10 protein-coding genes are annotated in these 16,445 nt (G+C 66.3%); 1 reads left to right on the plus strand and 9 read right to left on the minus strand.

The genetic code is table 11. The features are described from left to right. Positions 1-54: 54 nt before the first annotated feature. The gene (locus tag R3A49_10150) at positions 55-720 is read right to left on the minus strand and encodes a metalloregulator ArsR/SmtB family transcription factor (protein ID MEZ5171093.1); all 666 of its coding nucleotides are present in this window, start codon (positions 718-720) and stop codon (positions 55-57) included. A gap of 110 nt (positions 721-830) precedes the next feature. On the opposite strand from R3A49_10150, the gene R3A49_10155 reads away from it, so the two are divergent. Continuing rightward, the gene (locus tag R3A49_10155; protein ID MEZ5171094.1) at positions 831-3,182 is read left to right on the plus strand and encodes an efflux RND transporter permease subunit; all 2,352 of its coding nucleotides are present in this window, start codon (positions 831-833) and stop codon (positions 3,180-3,182) included. An 80-nt stretch (positions 3,183-3,262) separates the two neighbouring features. Here the strand turns inward: R3A49_10155 and rpsJ are convergent, their stop codons facing one another. From rpsJ to rpoB, 8 genes are all read right to left on the minus strand, one after another. After that, complete coding sequence (gene rpsJ / locus R3A49_10160; protein ID MEZ5171095.1) at positions 3,263-3,592, minus strand: 30S ribosomal protein S10; 330 nt, start codon at positions 3,590-3,592, stop codon at positions 3,263-3,265. A gap of 2 nt (positions 3,593-3,594) precedes the next feature. Beyond that, positions 3,595-4,782, minus strand: coding sequence for an elongation factor Tu (gene tuf / locus R3A49_10165; GenBank protein MEZ5171096.1), 1,188 nt, complete (start codon positions 4,780-4,782; stop codon positions 3,595-3,597). 109 nt (positions 4,783-4,891) lie between these two features. After that, the gene (gene fusA / locus R3A49_10170; protein MEZ5171097.1) at positions 4,892-6,985 is read right to left on the minus strand and encodes an elongation factor G; all 2,094 of its coding nucleotides are present in this window, start codon (positions 6,983-6,985) and stop codon (positions 4,892-4,894) included. An 18-nt stretch (positions 6,986-7,003) separates the two neighbouring features. Next, the gene (rpsG, locus tag R3A49_10175) at positions 7,004-7,474 is read right to left on the minus strand and encodes a 30S ribosomal protein S7 (protein MEZ5171098.1); all 471 of its coding nucleotides are present in this window, start codon (positions 7,472-7,474) and stop codon (positions 7,004-7,006) included. A gap of 2 nt (positions 7,475-7,476) precedes the next feature. Further along, on the minus strand, positions 7,477-7,845 hold the full coding sequence (gene rpsL / locus R3A49_10180) for a 30S ribosomal protein S12 (GenBank protein ID MEZ5171099.1): 369 nt from the start codon (positions 7,843-7,845) through the stop codon (positions 7,477-7,479). A 159-nt stretch (positions 7,846-8,004) separates the two neighbouring features. Next, entirely contained in the window at positions 8,005-8,739 is a 735-nt protein-coding gene (gene aqpZ, locus R3A49_10185; protein ID MEZ5171100.1) for an aquaporin Z, read from the minus strand. 55 nt (positions 8,740-8,794) lie between these two features. Further along, complete coding sequence (locus R3A49_10190; protein ID MEZ5171101.1) at positions 8,795-12,790, minus strand: DNA-directed RNA polymerase subunit beta'; 3,996 nt, start codon at positions 12,788-12,790, stop codon at positions 8,795-8,797. Between the two features lie 11 nt (positions 12,791-12,801). Beyond that, positions 12,802-16,269 (minus strand): DNA-directed RNA polymerase subunit beta, encoded by a 3,468-nt coding sequence (gene rpoB / locus R3A49_10195; protein ID MEZ5171102.1) that lies wholly within the window; start codon positions 16,267-16,269, stop codon positions 12,802-12,804. Positions 16,270-16,445: the final 176 nt, after the last annotated feature.

Here is a 16,445-nt window from a genome sequence, read left to right on the forward strand (position 1 = left end):
GGTGATACTAGCGGCCCCACTGCCCTCCGTCGAAACGGCGTCACCGGTGGTTCCCTAGGGTGCGGCGCCCGCCACGGGGTGCCCCGCCAGGCGCCACTCGGGGAACCCGTCGGCCATCCGGCATGCCCGGCGCCCCTTGCGCCGCAGGATCGCCACGGCCTCGGCAGCCAGCACGCAGTAGGGCCCCCGGCAGTACGCCACGATGTCGGTGCCGGCGGGCAGCTCGGAGATCCTCTCCTCCAGCTCCTCCAGGGGGATCGACACGGCGTCGGGAATGTGGCCCGAGCGGTACTCGGTCGCCGGGCGCACGTCGACGAGGACCACCTCGCCGTCGCGGACACGCTCCAGGAGATCGGCGGCCGGGACGGGCTCGAGTGCGTCGCGCTCCTCGAGGAAGTCGCGGGAGATCTCGGAAACCTCGGCGAGGTTCGCTGCGGCCACGGCCCGGAGCGCCGCCAGCAGGCACGACACCTCGTCGCCGGCCAGCCGGTAGTGGATCTGGTTCCCCTCCCGACGGGTCTCCACCAGGCGGGCCTGCCGGAGGACCCGCAGGTGCGTCGACACGGTGCTCGTCGGCTGACCCGTCTCCCGCACCAGGGCGTCCACCGGCCTCTCCCCCTGGGCGAGGAGATCCAGGAGCTCCAGCCGTGCGGGGTGCGCCGTCGCCTTCGCGATGCGTGCGAACTGTTCGTTGAGGGCGCGCCGGGTCGAGCAGTCCACCCCGCCTGCCGATCCGGGTGCCTCACCACGTGTGTCGTCGTCTGCCACGTGCCCACTACCTATTTCGCTATTTCGATGAATACCGAAATAGATGCTACAGTGTCGCTCCCATGGACGCCAACACCCCCACGATCCGGGAGCCGGCACCCCCGGCGTCCGGACGCGGACCGCTCGCCGGAATCGGGCGGGGCATGGTCGATTTCGGCATCAGGCGCCCGGTGGGAATCGCCGTCGGGGTGCTCGCTCTCACGGTCCTGTTCGGGATCCTCACCGTGTCCATCGAGACGGACACCGACCCGGAGAACATGCTGCCCGGCGACGACCCCGTGCGCGTGCGGAACGCCGAGCTGCGCGACGATTTCGGGACCGGAGACCTGATCGTGGTCGGCGTGGTGGACGACGACGGTGTCCTCACGCCCGAAGTGTTCACCGCCGTGGCGGAGCTCACCGGGGAGATCCAGCGTCTCGACGGTGTCGACGCCACCGGCGTCACGAGCGCCGACACGGTCGTCGACTTCCCCGACACAGCATTCACCGCCGATGACGTCTCCGCGACTGTCTCGGCACTCGAAGCCGATCCACTCCTGGCCGACCGGATCGTCAGTCCGGACGGAACAGCGATAGGGATCGTCGTCCCTCTCGAGAGTGAGGACGCCGCCGGGGACGTTGCCGACGCCGTGAAGAGGCTCGCCGCGGAGGATCCCGCCCTGTCCGACGCGGACGTGCTCGTCGCCGGCCTCCCCCTCGCCGAAGACGAGTTCGGTCGAGACATGTTCGTGCAGATGGCGCTTCTCGCTCCCCTGGCGGGCCTGCTCATCTTCGCGCTCATGCTGTTCTTCTTCCGGCGGCTCAGCCTCGTCCTCGCGGCCATGGCCGTGGCGATGGCCGCCGTGATCTGGACCATGGGGCTGCTCATCGGGACCGGGTTCACCGTCCACATCATGAGCTCGATGATCCCGATCTTCCTCATGCCGATCGCCATCCTCGACAGCATCCACGTGCTCAGCGAGTTCTTCGACCGCTACCCCCGCCACCGGAACCGGCGCGACACGCTCCACGCCGTGTACTCAGAGCTCTTCCTCCCCCTCACCTACACGTCGCTGACGACGGCGGTCGCCTTCGCCTCTCTCATGCTCGCCCCCATCCCGCCCGTCCGCGTGTTCGGCGGCTTCGTGGCGTTGGGCGTGGTGGCCGCGTGGGTGCTCACGATCGTGTTCATCCCCGCCTTCGTCATGCTCATCGACGAGCGGCGGTTCGCGAAGCTACTGACCACTCACGTCGAGGACCGCGGCGGGCTCTTGACCGGGGGGCTGCGCCGGCTCGGACGTCTCACGACACGTGCTCCCCGGAGCCTGCTCCTCGGTTCCCTGGTCGTGGCGGTGCTCGCCGTCCCCGGTGTCCTGCGCATCACCGTCAACGACAACCCGTTGCGGTGGTTCAAGCCTGGAACCGAGATCCGCCACGCCAGCGAGGAGCTGAACGACCGCTTCCCCGGCACCTACAACGCGAGCCTGGTGCTCACGTCCGAAGAGCCCGGAGACCTCACCGCGCCTGCGACCGTCGCAGCGATCGACGCCCTCCAGGAACGCTGGAGCGACATCGACGTCGTCGGAACGAGTACGTCGTTCGTCGACGTGGCTCTCGCGGTGGCTCCCGACGCTGCGAGCGTCGACGCAAGCATCGATGTCGCCGCGGCGTCGGTCGGAGGTGAGCGTGTCGACAGCCTCGTCACATCCGACCACCGGCGGGCGAACATCCAGCTCCTGCTGAACGACGGTGACAACACCTCGATGCAGTCGGTCGTCGACGCAACGGGCGAGTTCCTCGAGAGCAACCCACTCCCGGAGGGTGTCGACGCGCAGTGGGCCGGCGAGACCTACCTCAACCTGGTCTGGCAGGACAAGATGGTCACGGGCATGCTCGAAGCGTTCCTGGGCACCCTCGTCGTGGTCTTCCTCCTGATGCTGGTGCTGTTCCGCTCACTACGCCATGCCGTTTTCGCCATGATTCCCGTTCTCATGGCCGTGCTCGTCGTCTACGGCGTGGCCGGCTGGATCGGCAAGGACTACGACATGCCGATGGCGGTGCTCTCCGCGCTCGTTCTCGGTATCGGCGTCGACTTCGGCATCCACTTCGTGCAGCGCTACGGCGAGCTTCACGACTCGACCGGATCGGCGGCGGAGGCACTGACGGAGTTCTTCGAGGAGCCCGCCCGTGCCCTCACCCGCAACGCCTTCGTGATCGCGGTCGGGTTCCTGCCGCTGTTCCTGTCGACCCTCGTCCCCTACCTGGTCGTGGGTGCCTTCCTGGCGTCGCTCATGCTCCTGAGCTGGGCCGCGACACTTCTCGTCCTCCCACCCCTGGTCCTCATCACCGACCGAGGACGGCAGGCACCACGCGGAGAAGCCGCAGATACCCCGGAGCCACCAGCCACCGTGGGCGCGGGAGCGGACCTGCCGTAGCGGATCTTCCGTCGCGGAGAGTTGTGCCGCATTCTTAGGCCGCGGAGGCGCCGGGGAGAACTTGCCGGAGCCGACCCCCCCTAAACCTCTTGAATCTTGATCTCGATGTCGACGCCGGCGGGGAGGTCGAGGCGCTGGAGCGACTCGACGGTCTGACCGGTGGGCTCCACGATGTCGAGGAGGCGCTTGTGGATGCGCATCTCGAAGTGCTCCCGACTGTCCTTGTCGACGTGCGGTGAGCGGATGACGCAGTACCGGTGGATCTCCGTGGGCAACGGCACGGGACCGCGCACCTTCGCCTGGGTACGCACGACCGTCTCGACGATCTTCTTCGTCGACTGGTCGATGATCTCGTGGTCGTAGGCCTTGAGCCTGATGCGGATCTTCTGACCCGTTGCCGTTGCTGCCATGACTATTCGATGATCTTGGTGACGCGGCCGGATCCGACGGTGCGGCCACCTTCACGGATCGCGAACAGGAGACCTTCTTCCATCGCGATCGGGTTGATCAACTCGACGGTCATCTCGGTGTTGTCGCCCGGCATCACCATCTCGGTACCCTCAGGCAACTCGATCGAACCGGTGATATCCGTCGTACGGAAATAGAACTGCGGCCGGTAGTTACCGAAAAACGGTGTGTGGCGGCCACCCTCGTCCTTGGTCAACACATACACCTGCGCCTCGAACTTCGTGTGCGGCGTGATACTGCCCGGCTTGGCCAGCACCTGACCACGCTCCACGTCGTCTTTGCCCGTACCGCGCAACAACGCACCGATGTTGTCGCCCGCACGACCCTCATCGAGAAGCTTTCGGAACATCTCCACACCCGTCACCGTCGTGTTCGGCGTGTCCTTGATCCCGACGATCTCCACCTCGTCGTTCACATGCACCACCCCACGCTCCACACGACCCGTCACCACCGTGCCACGACCCGTGATCGTGAACACATCCTCGATCGGCATCAAGAACGGCTTGTCGACATCCCGAGTCGGCTCAGGAATGAACTCATCGACCTTGGCCATCAACTCCAAGACCTGCTCACCCGCCTCGGCGTCACCCTCCAGAGCCTTCAACGCAGACACCGCAACAATCGGAATGTCATCACCGGGAAAGTCGTACTCGGAAAGAAGCTCACGCACCTCGAGCTCCACCAACTCCATGATCTCAGGATCATCGACCATGTCGGCCTTGTTCAACGCCACCACCATCGACGGCACACCCACCTGACGGGCCAACAACACATGCTCACGGGTCTGGGGCATCGGCCCGTCCGTGGCCGCCACCACCAGAATCGCACCATCCATCTGGGCAGCACCCGTGATCATGTTCTTCACATAATCCGCATGGCCCGGACAATCCACATGCGCATAGTGACGATTCTCCGTTTCGTACTCCACATGCGAAATCGAGATCGTGATCCCCCGCTCCTTTTCCTCAGGAGCCTTGTCGATCGAATCGAACGGCGAAAAATTCACCTCAGGATTCTGATCCGCCAACACCTTCGTGATCGCCGCCGTCAACGTCGTCTTCCCATGATCGATATGACCAATCGTCCCAATGTTCAAATGCGGCTTCGTCCGCTCGAACTTCTCCTTCGACATGGGATGAACTCCTCTGATCCTTCCCGGGGCTTCCGGGCTCTCGTTGTCTCTTCTCGAACCGTTGACGTACTGACGTGTGACGACCGGCCCGTCGGGGCCGGTCGGCGGCTCACTCGCCTCGCGTGCGAGCGATGATCTCCTCGGCGATGGCGTTCGGCACCTGCTGGTAGGAGTCGAACTGCATCGTGTAGTTGGCGCGCCCCTGGGTGCGCGACCGGAGGTCGGTAGCATAACCGAACATCTCTCCGAGCGGCACCTGAGCGTCGACGACCTGCGAGGTGCCCCGCTGGTGCATGCCACCGACCTTGCCGCGCCGCGACGACAGGTCACCGATGACGTCACCCATGTAGTCCTCGGGGGTGACGACCTCCACCTGCATCACGGGCTCGAGGATCACCGGCTTGGCCTGGGCAACGGCCTTCTTCAGCGCCATCGAGCCGGCGATCTTGAACGCCATCTCCGACGAGTCGACGTCGTGCGAGGAGCCGTCGATCAGCGTGGCGCGGAGGTCGACGAGCGGGTAGCCCGCCACCACACCTCCCTCGGTGGCCTCCTGGATGCCGGCGTCGACCGACGAGATGTACTCGCGGGGAACCGCCCCACCGCGGACCTTGTCGACGAACTCGTAGCCGCCGCCGGGCCCCGTGGGCTCCAGGTTGATGATGACGTGGCCGTACTGACCCCGACCGCCGGTCTGGCGGACGTAGCGCGTCTCGACGTCGTCCACCGGCTCGGTGATCGTCTCGCGGTAGGCGACCTGCGGCTTCCCGATGTTGGCACCGACGTTGAACTCGCGCATCATCCGGTCGGTGAGCACCTCGAGATGGAGCTCGCCCATCCCGGAGATGATCGTCTGGCCGGTCTCCTCGTCGGAGCGCACCTGGAAGGTGGGGTCCTCCTCGGAGAGCGCCACGAGCGCCCTGGAGAGCTTGTCCTGGTCGGCCTTGGTCTTGGGCTCGATGGCGACCGAGATCACCGGCTCGGGGAAGACCATGCTCTCCAGGACGACCGGGCTGTCGGGCGTCGTGAGCGTGTCGCCGGTCGTGGTGTCCTTCAGGCCGACGACGGCGACGATGTCGCCGGCGAACACGGCCTCCTTCTCCTCGCGGTGGTTGGCGTGCATCTGGAGAATCCGACCGGCACGCTCCTTCTTGCCCTTGGTGGCGTTGAGGAGAGCCGAGCCGGTGGGCAGCGTGCCCGAGTAGACACGCATGTAGGTGAGCTTCCCGACGTAGGGGTCGCTCATGATCTTGAAGGCGATCGCCGAGAAGGGCGCGTCGTCGTCGGCCTCGCGGTTGATCACCTCCTCTCCCTTGACATCGGTTCCCTCGATGGGTGGGATGTCGAGTGGGCTCGGGAGATAGTCGACGATGGCGTCGAGGAGGGTCTGGACACCCTTGTTCTTGAAGGCGGTGCCGCACAGGACCGGGACGATCTCGTTACCGAGTGTCCCGGTCCGCAACGCCGTGCGGAGCATGTCGGCGGTGATCTCCTCATCACCGACATAGGCCTCGAGAACGTCCTCGTCGAAGTGGGAGAGAACGTCGACGAGCTCGTGGCGCCAGTGCTCGGCATCGGCCGTGAGGTCGTCGGGGATGTCGGTCTCCTCGTAGTCCTCACCCATGCCGTCGCCCCAGATGAGGGCCTTCATCGTGAGGAGGTCGACCACGCCCTTGAACTGGTCCTCGGAGCCGATCGGGAGTTGGACGAGCGCCGGGTTGGCGTCGAGTCGCTCCTTGATCATGTCGACCGAGCGGAAGAAGTCGGCACCGACGCGGTCCATCTTGTTGATGAAGCACATCCGCGGGACCTTGTACTTGTCGGCCTGCCGCCACACGGTCTCGGTCTGCGGCTCCACACCGGCCACGGCGTCGAAGACGGCCACGGCGCCGTCGAGCACACGCAGGGAACGCTCCACCTCGACGGTGAAGTCGACGTGGCCGGGGGTGTCGATGATGTTGATCCACGTGTCACGCCAGTTGCACGTGGTGGCGGCGCTCGTGATCGTGATGCCGCGCTCCTGCTCCTGGACCATCCAGTCCATGACGGCGGAGCCCTCGTGGACCTCGCCGATCTTGTAGGTGCGGCCCGTGTAGTAGAGGATGCGCTCGGTCGTGGTGGTCTTGCCCGCGTCGATGTGGGCCATGATCCCGATGTTGCGCGTCCGCGCCAGTGAGTACTCTCGAACTGCCTGGTCAGCCATGGTGAGGGGTCTTTCCGCCTACCAGCGGTAGTGGGCGAAGGCCTTGTTGGACTCCGCCATCTTCTGGAGGTCCTCGCGACGTTTGATGGCAGCACCGACGCCGTTGCTGGCATCGAGCAGCTCGTTGGCGAGACGCTCCGACATCGTGTTCTCGCGACGCTGGCGGGCGTAGCCGACAATCCAGCGGATTGCGAGTGTGGTGGCGCGGCGTGGCCGCACATCGACGGGCACCTGGTAGGTGGCACCGCCGACGCGGCGGCTTCGGACCTCGAGTGCGGGGCGCACGTTCTCGACGGCGCGCTTGAGCGTGGCTATCGGCTCCGAGCCGGTCTTGCGTTCCATCTCGTCGAGCGCGCTGTAGACGATCTGCTCGGCCTGGGAGCGCTTTCCGCGCTGGAGGACCTTGTTCACGAGCTGCGTGACGACGACCGACTTGTGGACCGGGTCGGGCTTCAGGTCGCGACGGGAGGCAGGTCCCTTGCGGGGCATCTCTAGTCCTTCTTGGCGCCGTAGTGGCTACGGGCCTGTTTGCGGTCGGAGACGCCGCTCGCGTCGAGGGCGCCGCGCACGATCTTGTAGCGGACGCCGGGAAGGTCCTTTACGCGGCCGCCGCGCACGAGCACGATGGAGTGCTCCTGGAGGTTGTGCCCCACGCCGGGGATGTAGGCCGTGACCTCCATGCCGGTGGAGAGCCGGACCCTCGCCACCTTGCGCAGCGCCGAGTTCGGCTTCTTGGGCGTGTGCGTGAAGACGCGGGTGCACACACCTCGCCGCTGCGGCGAGCCCTTGAGGCCCGGCGTGCTCGACTTCTCGGTCTTGCGCTGCCGGCCTTTTCGGACCAGTTGCTGGATCGTGGGCACAGGAAGTCCTCAGAGAAGTTCCGGGGTGTCCGGGTAGCGGTGAACGTACGTACCGGCGAGCGTGTGAACGCCCGCCTCGGCCGTGGTCGGGCCGACGGGTCAGGCTACAGGACGCGGGCCCCCCGCCGAAAACCGGACAGGGGCGGGAAATGGGCCCGTTCAGGAGGTCGGATCGAGCGGCTCCACGTGCCCGGCGAACTCGTCGGGATTCAGGAACCGGAACAGCAGCGCCGCCAGGATCCCGCCCACCACGGGGGCCACGATGAACAGCCAGAGCTGGGGGATGTAGTCGCCGCCGGCGAAGACGTTGGTGGCGATCGAACGGGCGGGGTTGACACTCGTGTTCGTGACGGGGATCGACACGAGGTGGACGATGGCCAGGGCGAACCCCGCGGCGATCCCCGCGGCTGCTGCGGGGAATCTCCGGGTCGTGGTTCCCAGCACGACGAACACGAAGATCATCGTGAACACGACCTCCGACACCGCGGCTGCGAGCAGGTTGTAGCCACCGGGCGAGAGGTCGTCGTACCCGTTGGCCCCGAAGGCCCCGGCGACGTTGTTGTCGATGGAGAAGCCGTCGGTGCCGTTGGCGATGATCAACAGGATCGCCGCCCCGAGCAGAGCGCCGAGCACCTGGCTCACGATGTAGAGCGGGACCTCCTTGCGGTCCATCTTCCCCGACAACCACATGCCCACGGTCACGGCCGGGTTCACATGGCACCCCGACACGTGCCCGATGGCGTAGGCCAGCACCATGAGCGTCAGCCCGAACGCCAGCGCCACACCGAGCGTGCTGCCACCCAGGAAACCCCCGGCCAGCACGGCCGTCCCGACCGACACCAGCACCAGCACCGCCGTCCCGAACACCTCGGCTATCGCCTTGTTCGCGTTCATGGGCGTGTTTCTAACCCCTCAACCCCGCCAAGACGCGGATACCCGCCGAAACGAGTCAGCCGGCGGCTTCGTCGCTCTCCGTCGCCTCGCCCCCGTCGCCGTCGTCGACGGCTGTCAGCGGCGCGGGTGCGGGCACGGCAGCGTCGATCTGGTCGCGCAGGTACTCCGCCACGGCCTCGGCCGACAGGTCCTCGTCGTCGCCGCCGAAGGAGTAGCCCTCGGGAGCGGTGTAGTCGGGAGCCTCGGTCCCCACCCGCTTGTACTCGTCCATGCCGGTTCCGGCGGGGATGAGCTTGCCGATGATGACGTTCTCCTTCAGCCCTGCGAGGTCGTCGGACTTGGCCTCGATGGCCGCCTCGGTGAGCACCCGGGTGGTCTCCTGGAAGGAGGCCGCCGAGAGCCACGAGTCGGTCGCCAGCGACGCCTTCGTGATCCCCATGAGGACCGGGCGTCCCTCCGCCGGGCTCTTCCCCTCCTCCACGAGACGACGGTTCGTGTCGGTGAACAGCTGGGCGTCGACCTGGGCGCCGGGCAGGAAGGGGGAGTCACCCGAGTCGGACACGGTACGGCGGCGCAGCATCTGGCGGACGATGACCTCGACGTGCTTGTCGTGGATCGACACGCCCTGCTCACGGTACACACCCTGCACCTGGCCCACGAGGTAGCGCTGCGTGTCGCGCACACCACGGACCTCGAGGATCTCCTTGGGGTCGAGCGGCGTGTTCTGGTCGCCGGTGAGCTGGTCGCCCGCGTCGACCTCGTCGCCGTCGGCGACGCGGAGGGTCATGCGGCGGGTGAGTACGTGGTCGACCTCGTCACCGTCGTCGGTGACGATGGTGAGGACCCGGTCACCCTTGTCGTTCTCGCCCTCGCGAGCCACACCGGTTTCGGTGGCCAGGACGGCCTTGCCCTTGGGGGTACGGGCCTCGAAGAGCTCCACCACGCGGGGGAGACCGTGGGTGATGTCCTCGCCGGCCACACCACCGGTGTGGAAGGTACGCATCGTGAGCTGGGTACCTGGCTCACCGATGGACTGGGCGGCGATGATGCCGACGGCCTCCCCGAGGTTGACCGTTCGGTTGGTGGCGAGCATCGTGCCGTAGCAGCGCAGGCAGAGGCCGCGCAGCGACTCGCACGTGAGAACGGAGCGGACGGCGACGGTTTCGATGCCGGGGTCCTGGGCGAGCCGGCGCAGTGTCGGCTCGTCGACCTCGGTGTCGCGTTCGAGCACGGTGCCGTCGTCGAGCTTCACGTCCTCGGCGAGGAACCGGCCGCGCAACTCGCTGTCGAGCTCGCGACGGGGGCTGCCGTCGTCCTCAGTCGTGACCTGCTCGACGGTGATCGAACGATGCGATCCGCAGTCCTCCTCGTTGATGATGATCTCCTGGGAAACGTCGACGAGGCGACGGGTGAGATATCCCGAGTCGGCGGTACGCAGCGCGGTGTCGGCCAGACCCTTGCGTGCACCGTGCGTCGAGATGAAGTACTCGAGCACCGAGAGGCCCTCTCGGAAGTTCGACTTGATCGGGCGCGGCATGATCTCACCGCGTGGATTGGCCACCAGGCCGCGCATTCCGGCGATCTGGCGGACCTGCATCACGTTCCCCCGGGCGCCCGAGCCGACCATCATGTTGATCGGGTTGAAGGCGTTCTTTTCGAGTTCGTCCTCCATCGCGGCACGCACCTGGTCGGTGGCGTCGGTCCAGATCTCGATTTCGCGCTGACGGCGCTCGTTGTCGGTGATGACCCCGTTGTCGAACTGCTTCTCGACCTTGTCGGCGTCGCCCTCGAACCTGTCGAGGAGCTCCGCCTTCTTCTCGGGTGTCTTGACGTCGGACACCGAGATCGTCAGACCCGCCTGACACGCGAAGTGGAAACCGAGGTCCTTCAGCGCGTCGAGCGAGTTCGCCACGTCGGCCTTGGGATACTGCTCGACGACGTTACCGATGAGGTCGCTGAGATCGCGCTTGCGCAGCGTCTTGTTGCAGAAGGTGTAGTCGGGCGGGAACGCCTCGTTGAGGAGCAACCGGCCCAGCGTCGTCTTCACCAGAACCCTGCCGTCGCCGTTGGAGCCCGTGCGCTTGAGCACGATCGCGTCGGGGTCGTCCTCGGGGAGTACCGGGAACTCGTCCTCGGGGAACCGACCAGCGGGCATCCGCACCTTGATGATCGAGTGAACGTCGACGGTCTTCATCTCGTAGGCCATGCGGGCCTCCTCGAGCGAGGAGAACACGCGTCCTTCGCCCTCGCCGCCCTCGACCTGCACCGTGAGGTAGTAGGCGCCGATGACCATGTCCTGGGACGGAACGGCGATCGGGCGGCCGTGCGCGGGCGACAGGATGTTGTGCGCCGAGAGCATGAGCAGGCGGGCCTCGGCCTGGGCCTCGGCCGACAGCGGCAGGTGCACGGCCATCTGGTCGCCGTCGAAGTCGGCGTTGAACGCCGCGCACACGAGCGGGTGGATCTGGATGGCCTTGCCCTCGACGAGCACGGGCTCGAAGGCCTGGATCCCGAGGCGGTGCAGCGTCGGTGCGCGGTTGAGGAGCACCGGGTGCTCACGGATGACCTCTTCGAGCACGTCCCACACCTGCGGACGGGAGCGCTCGACCATCCGCTTGGCGGACTTGATGTTCTGGGCGTACTCGAGGTCGACGAGCCGCTTCATGACGAAGGGCTTGAACAGTTCGAGGGCCATCTGCTTGGGCAGCCCGCACTGCTGGAGCGTGAGCTGGGGACCGACGACGATGACCGAGCGGCCCGAGTAGTCGACACGCTTACCGAGGAGGTTCTGGCGGAAGCGTCCCTGCTTGCCCTTGAGCATGTCGGAGAGCGACTTGAGCGGACGGTTGCCCGGTCCGGTGACCGGCCGACCACGACGGCCGTTGTCGAACAGCGCGTCGACGGCCTCTTGGAGCATCCGCTTCTCGTTGTTGATGATGATCTCGGGCGCGCCGAGGTCGAGCAGCCGCTTGAGGCGGTTGTTGCGGTTGATGACACGTCGGTAGAGGTCGTTGAGGTCCGACGTGGCGAACCGGCCGCCGTCGAGCTGCACCATCGGGCGCAGGTCGGGTGGGATCACGGGGATGGCGTTGAGCACCATTCCCGACGGTGAGTTGGTGGGGTTGCCGTCGTCGTCGGACTCCAGGAACGCCGTGACGACCTTGAGGCGCTTGATGGCCTTGGCCTTGCGCTGTCCCTTCGCGGTCGCGATGACCTCCTTCAGGCTCTCCTCCTCGCCCTCGAGGTCGAGGTTGTTGATGAGCGTCTCGACCGCGGCGGCACCCATTCCGCCGTCGAAGTACTCCTGGTACTCGTCCTCGAGGTGGCGCCAGACCAACTCGTCCTCCACGAGGTCCTTGACCGTGAGGCTCTTGAAGGTGTCCCACACCGTGTCGAGATGCTCGAGCTTCTCGGTGTGGCGCTCGCGGATCTCTTCGAAGTCCTTGAGCTTCGCCTTCTCGGCGCGCTCGAACTCGTTCTTCTTGGCCTTGCGGCCCTCCATCTCCTCGACTTCGGAAACGTAGGCCTCGTCGCGCTGCTGGAGCTCCAGCTCGAGCTCCTTCTCGAGGTCGTCACGCTCGAGGCGGTACTCCTTCTCGAGCTCGGGCAGCTCCTCGTGGCGCTTCTCCTCGTCGACCGAGGTGATGAGGTGCGCGGCGAAGTAGATGACCTTCTCGAGGTTCTTCGGCGCCAGGTCGAGGAGGTAGCCGAGGCGGCTCGGGACGCCCTTGAAGTACCAGATGTGGGTGACAGGAGCGGCGAGCTCGATGTGGCCCATGCGCTCCCGGCGGACCTTCGAGCGTGTGACCTCGACACCGCAGCGCTCACAGATGATGCCCTTGAAGCGGACGCGCTTGTACTTGCCGCAGTAGCACTCCCAGTCCTTGGTGGGCCCGAAGATCTTCTCGCAGAACAGGCCGTCCTTCTCCGGCTTGAGCGTGCGGTAGTTGATCGTCTCGGGCTTCTTCACCTCACCGTTCGACCACATGCGGATCTGGTCCGCGGTGGCCAGCGAGATGGAGAGCTGCGCGCTGTCGTTCACGTCGAGCAAGTTGTCGCTCCTCAGAATGCGGGTTGTTCGCGGCGGCGTCGTTCGTCTTCCTCGTCGGTGCCGCGCTCGGGCCGTGAGAGGTCGATCCCGAGTGACTCGGTGGTGCGGAAGGCGTCCTCGTCGAGCTCGCGGATCTCGACCTCGGCGCCGTCCTCGTCCATCACACGGACGTTGAGGCACAGGGCCTGCATCTCCTTGATGAGTACCTTGAACGACTCCGGGATCCCCGGCTCGGGGATGTTCTCGCCCTTCACGATCGCCTCGTAGACCTTGACGCGACCGAGCACGTCGTCGGACTTGATCGTGAGCAGCTCCTGGAGGGCGTAGCTCGCTCCGTAGGCCTCGAGCGCCCACACCTCCATCTCCCCGAACCGCTGACCACCGAACTGCGCCTTACCTCCCAGCGGCTGCTGGGTGATCATGGAGTAGGGCCCGGTGGAGCGGGCGTGGATCTTGTCGTCGACGAGGTGGGCGAGCTTCAGGATGTACATGTAACCCACGGTCACCGGCGTGTCGTAGGCGTCACCGGTCCGCCCGTCGTAGAGCGTCGCCTTGCCGTCGGTGCCCACCATGCGGGTACCGTCCACGCCGTCGGGGTTCATGGTCTCGAAGAGCCCCTGGATCGTGGCCGGCTCGCCTTCCTCGCGCTCGTCCCAGTGCGCTCCGTCGAAGACCGGTGTGGACACCCACACCGCCGGCTCGGTGACCGGGCGGGTCTTCTGGGGGGAGGGCGGGGCCTTGCGGTCCTCGTTCCAGCCGTGGCGTGCGACGTAGCCGAGGTGCGACTCGAGCACCTGGCCCACGTTCATACGGCTCGGAACGCCCAGCGGGTTGAGGATGATGTCGACCGGCGTGCCGTCCTCGAGATACGGCATGTCCTCCATCGGCAGGATCTTCGAGATGACGCCCTTGTTGCCGTGGCGCCCTGCGAGCTTGTCGCCCTCGGAGATCTTGCGCTTCTGGGCGACGTAGACGCGCACCAGCTGGTTGACGCCCGGCGGCAACTCGTCGCCGTCGTCGCGCGAGAACGTCTTGAGGTCGATGACCTGACCGGTCTCACCGTGCGGGACCTTGAGCGACGTGTCGCGGACCTCGCGTGCCTTCTCACCGAAGATCGCCCGAAGCAGGCGCTCCTCGGGCGTCAGCTCGGTCTCGCCCTTCGGTGTGACCTTGCCCACGAGGATGTCGCCCGGGCCGACCTCGGCACCGATGCGGATGATGCCGCGCTCGTCGAGGTCCTGGAGGATCTCCTCGGAGAGGTTCGGGATGTCGCGGGTGATCTCCTCGGCACCCAGCTTGGTGTCGCGGGCGTCGATCTCGTGCTCCTCGATGTGGATCGATGTGAGCACGTCGTCGCGCACCAGGCGCTCCGAGATCACGATGGCGTCCTCGAAGTTGTAGCCCTTCCACGGCATGAAGGCCACGAGGAGGTTCTTGCCGAGCGCAAGCTCACCGTGCTGCGTGGACGGGCCGTCGGCCAGCACGTCGCCCGCCCTGACGGTGTCGCCCTCGCTGACACGCACCTTCTGGTTGATGCACGTGCCCTGGTTCGACCGTCGGAACTTGGACAGGCGGTAGGTGCGCTTGCCCTCCTTCTTGTAGTCGACGGTGACGGCGTCCCCCGACACGTGCGTGACCGTGCCGGCACCTTCGGCGAGCACGACGTCGCCCGCGTCGCGAGCCGCTCGCTCCTCGACCCCGGTACCGATGAACGGCGCCGTCGCGCGAAGCAGCGGCACCGCCTGGCGCTGCATGTTGGCACCCATGAGCGCCCTGTTGGCGTCGTCGTGCTCGAGGAACGGGATCAGGGCCGTGGCGACCGACACCATCTGCTTGGGCGAGACGTCCATGTAGTCGACCTGGTCGGGCTCCACGTAGGCGACCTCACCGCGCTCGGCGCGTACGAGGACGCGTGGGTTCTCGAAGTGTCCCTTGTCGTCGATGGCTGCGTTCGCCTGCGCGATGACGACACGGTCCTCGTCGTCGGCGGCCAGGTACTCGATGTCGTCGGTGACGCGGCCCTTCACGACCTTCCGGTAGGGCGTCTCGATGAAGCCGAACTCGTTGATCCGCGCGTAGCTCGACAGGTAGCCGATGAGCCCGATGTTGGGACCTTCGGGCGTCTCGATCGGGCACATGCGTCCGTAGTGGGAGTGGTGGACGTCGCGGACCTCGAAACCGGCCCGCTCACGCGACAGACCACCCGGCCCGAGAGCCGAGAGACGCCGCTTGTGGGTGAGCCCCGACAACGGGTTGGTCTGGTCCATGAACTGGCTGAGCTGCGAGGAGCCGAAGAACTCCTTGATGGCGGCGACCACCGGGCGGATGTTGATGAGCGTCTGGGGCGTGATCGCCTCGACGTCCTGGGTGGTCATGCGCTCGCGCACGACACGCTCCATGCGCGACAGTCCGACCCGCACCTGGTTCTGGATCAGCTCACCGACCGACCGCACGCGGCGGTTGCCGAAGTGGTCGATGTCGTCGGGGAAATAGCCCGGGTCGTTGTTCGCCAGCTTCACCAGGTAGGAGACCGTGGCGAGGATGTCGGCTCGCGTCAGCGTGAGCTCCGACGAGTCGCCCTCGGGCGCGGCGAGGTCGAAGCTCTTGAGGTCGACGTTCCCGTACTCGTCCTGGAGCTTCTTGGTGACCTTGTGGCGGCCTACCTTGGCGAGGTCGTAACGCTTCGGGTTGAAGAAGAGGTTCTCGATGAGCGTGCGGGCGGACTCGGGCGTGGGCGGCTCACCGGGGCGCAACTTCCGGTAGATCTCGATGAACGCCTCGTCGACGGTCTCGGTGGGATCCTTCTCGAGCGTGGTGGCCATCGACTCGTAGGGGTTGCCCGCCTCGTCGGTGATGAGGTTCAGCAGCTCCTCGTCGCTCTCGCCGAAGCCGAGCGCCTTGAGTAGGACGGTGACCGGCTGCTTGCGCTTCCGGTCGACACGCACGTGCACGACGTTCTTCTTGTCGACCTCGAACTCGAGCCACGCACCACGGCCCGGGATCATCTTGGCGTCGACGATGACCTTCTCCGGGTTGGTCTTGTCGGGCGAGATGTTGAAGTAGACGCCCGGCGAGCGGACCAGCTGCGACACGACGATGCGCTCGGTGCCGTTGATGATGAACGTGCCCCGGTCGGTCATCACGGGGAAGTCGCCCATGAAGACCGTCTGCTCCTTGATCTCACCCGTGCCGGCGTTGAGGAACCGTGCCGTCACGAACAGCGGCTGCGAGTAGGTCATGTCCTTCTCGCGGCACTCGTCCTCGGTGTGCTTCGGCGGGTCGAAGACGTGGTCGGCGAGCTCGAGCTTGAGCTGGCCCGTGAAGTCCTCGATCGGGGAGATGTCGCGCAGCACGCCGGCGATGCCGACGTCGAGGAAGGTGCGGAACGAGTCGCGCTGGACCGCGATCAGGTCGGGGAGGTCGAGCGGTTCGCTGAGCTTCGAGAACGAGAAGCGTTCGCGGGTCGCGGAAGGGGACACCGAGCACTCCTTTTCAGCGCGCGTGCCGGAGCGCGCAGCGGCGGGGGCGAGGGATTCAGCGGACGAACCAGGGGGCGGTCACTGCAACCTGCCAGTATACGCGCGACAGGCTCGGAAATCCAGCGCTGCGGCGCGTGGAAGGACGAGCCGCCCCGGGCGTGCTCCGGAGGAGCATA

This window comes from Acidimicrobiia bacterium, from assembly GCA_041394025.1.
Lineage (GTDB): Bacteria > Actinomycetota > Acidimicrobiia > IMCC26256 > JAOSJL01 > JAOSJL01.

Bases quoted from the DNA above. Each gene is read 5' to 3' on its own strand.
- R3A49_10155 (MEZ5171094.1), top strand. From the start codon at position 831: ATGGACGCCAACACCCCCACGATCCGGGAGCCGGCACCCCCGGCGTCC.
- tuf (MEZ5171096.1), bottom strand. From the start codon at position 4,782: ATGTCGAAGGAGAAGTTCGAGCGGACGAAGCCGCATTTGAACATTGGG.
- rpsG (MEZ5171098.1), bottom strand. From the start codon at position 7,474: ATGCCCCGCAAGGGACCTGCCTCCCGTCGCGACCTGAAGCCCGACCCG.
- rpsJ (MEZ5171095.1), bottom strand. From the start codon at position 3,592: ATGGCAGCAACGGCAACGGGTCAGAAGATCCGCATCAGGCTCAAGGCC.
- fusA (MEZ5171097.1), bottom strand. From the start codon at position 6,985: ATGGCTGACCAGGCAGTTCGAGAGTACTCACTGGCGCGGACGCGCAAC.
- aqpZ (MEZ5171100.1), bottom strand. From the start codon at position 8,739: ATGAACGCGAACAAGGCGATAGCCGAGGTGTTCGGGACGGCGGTGCTG.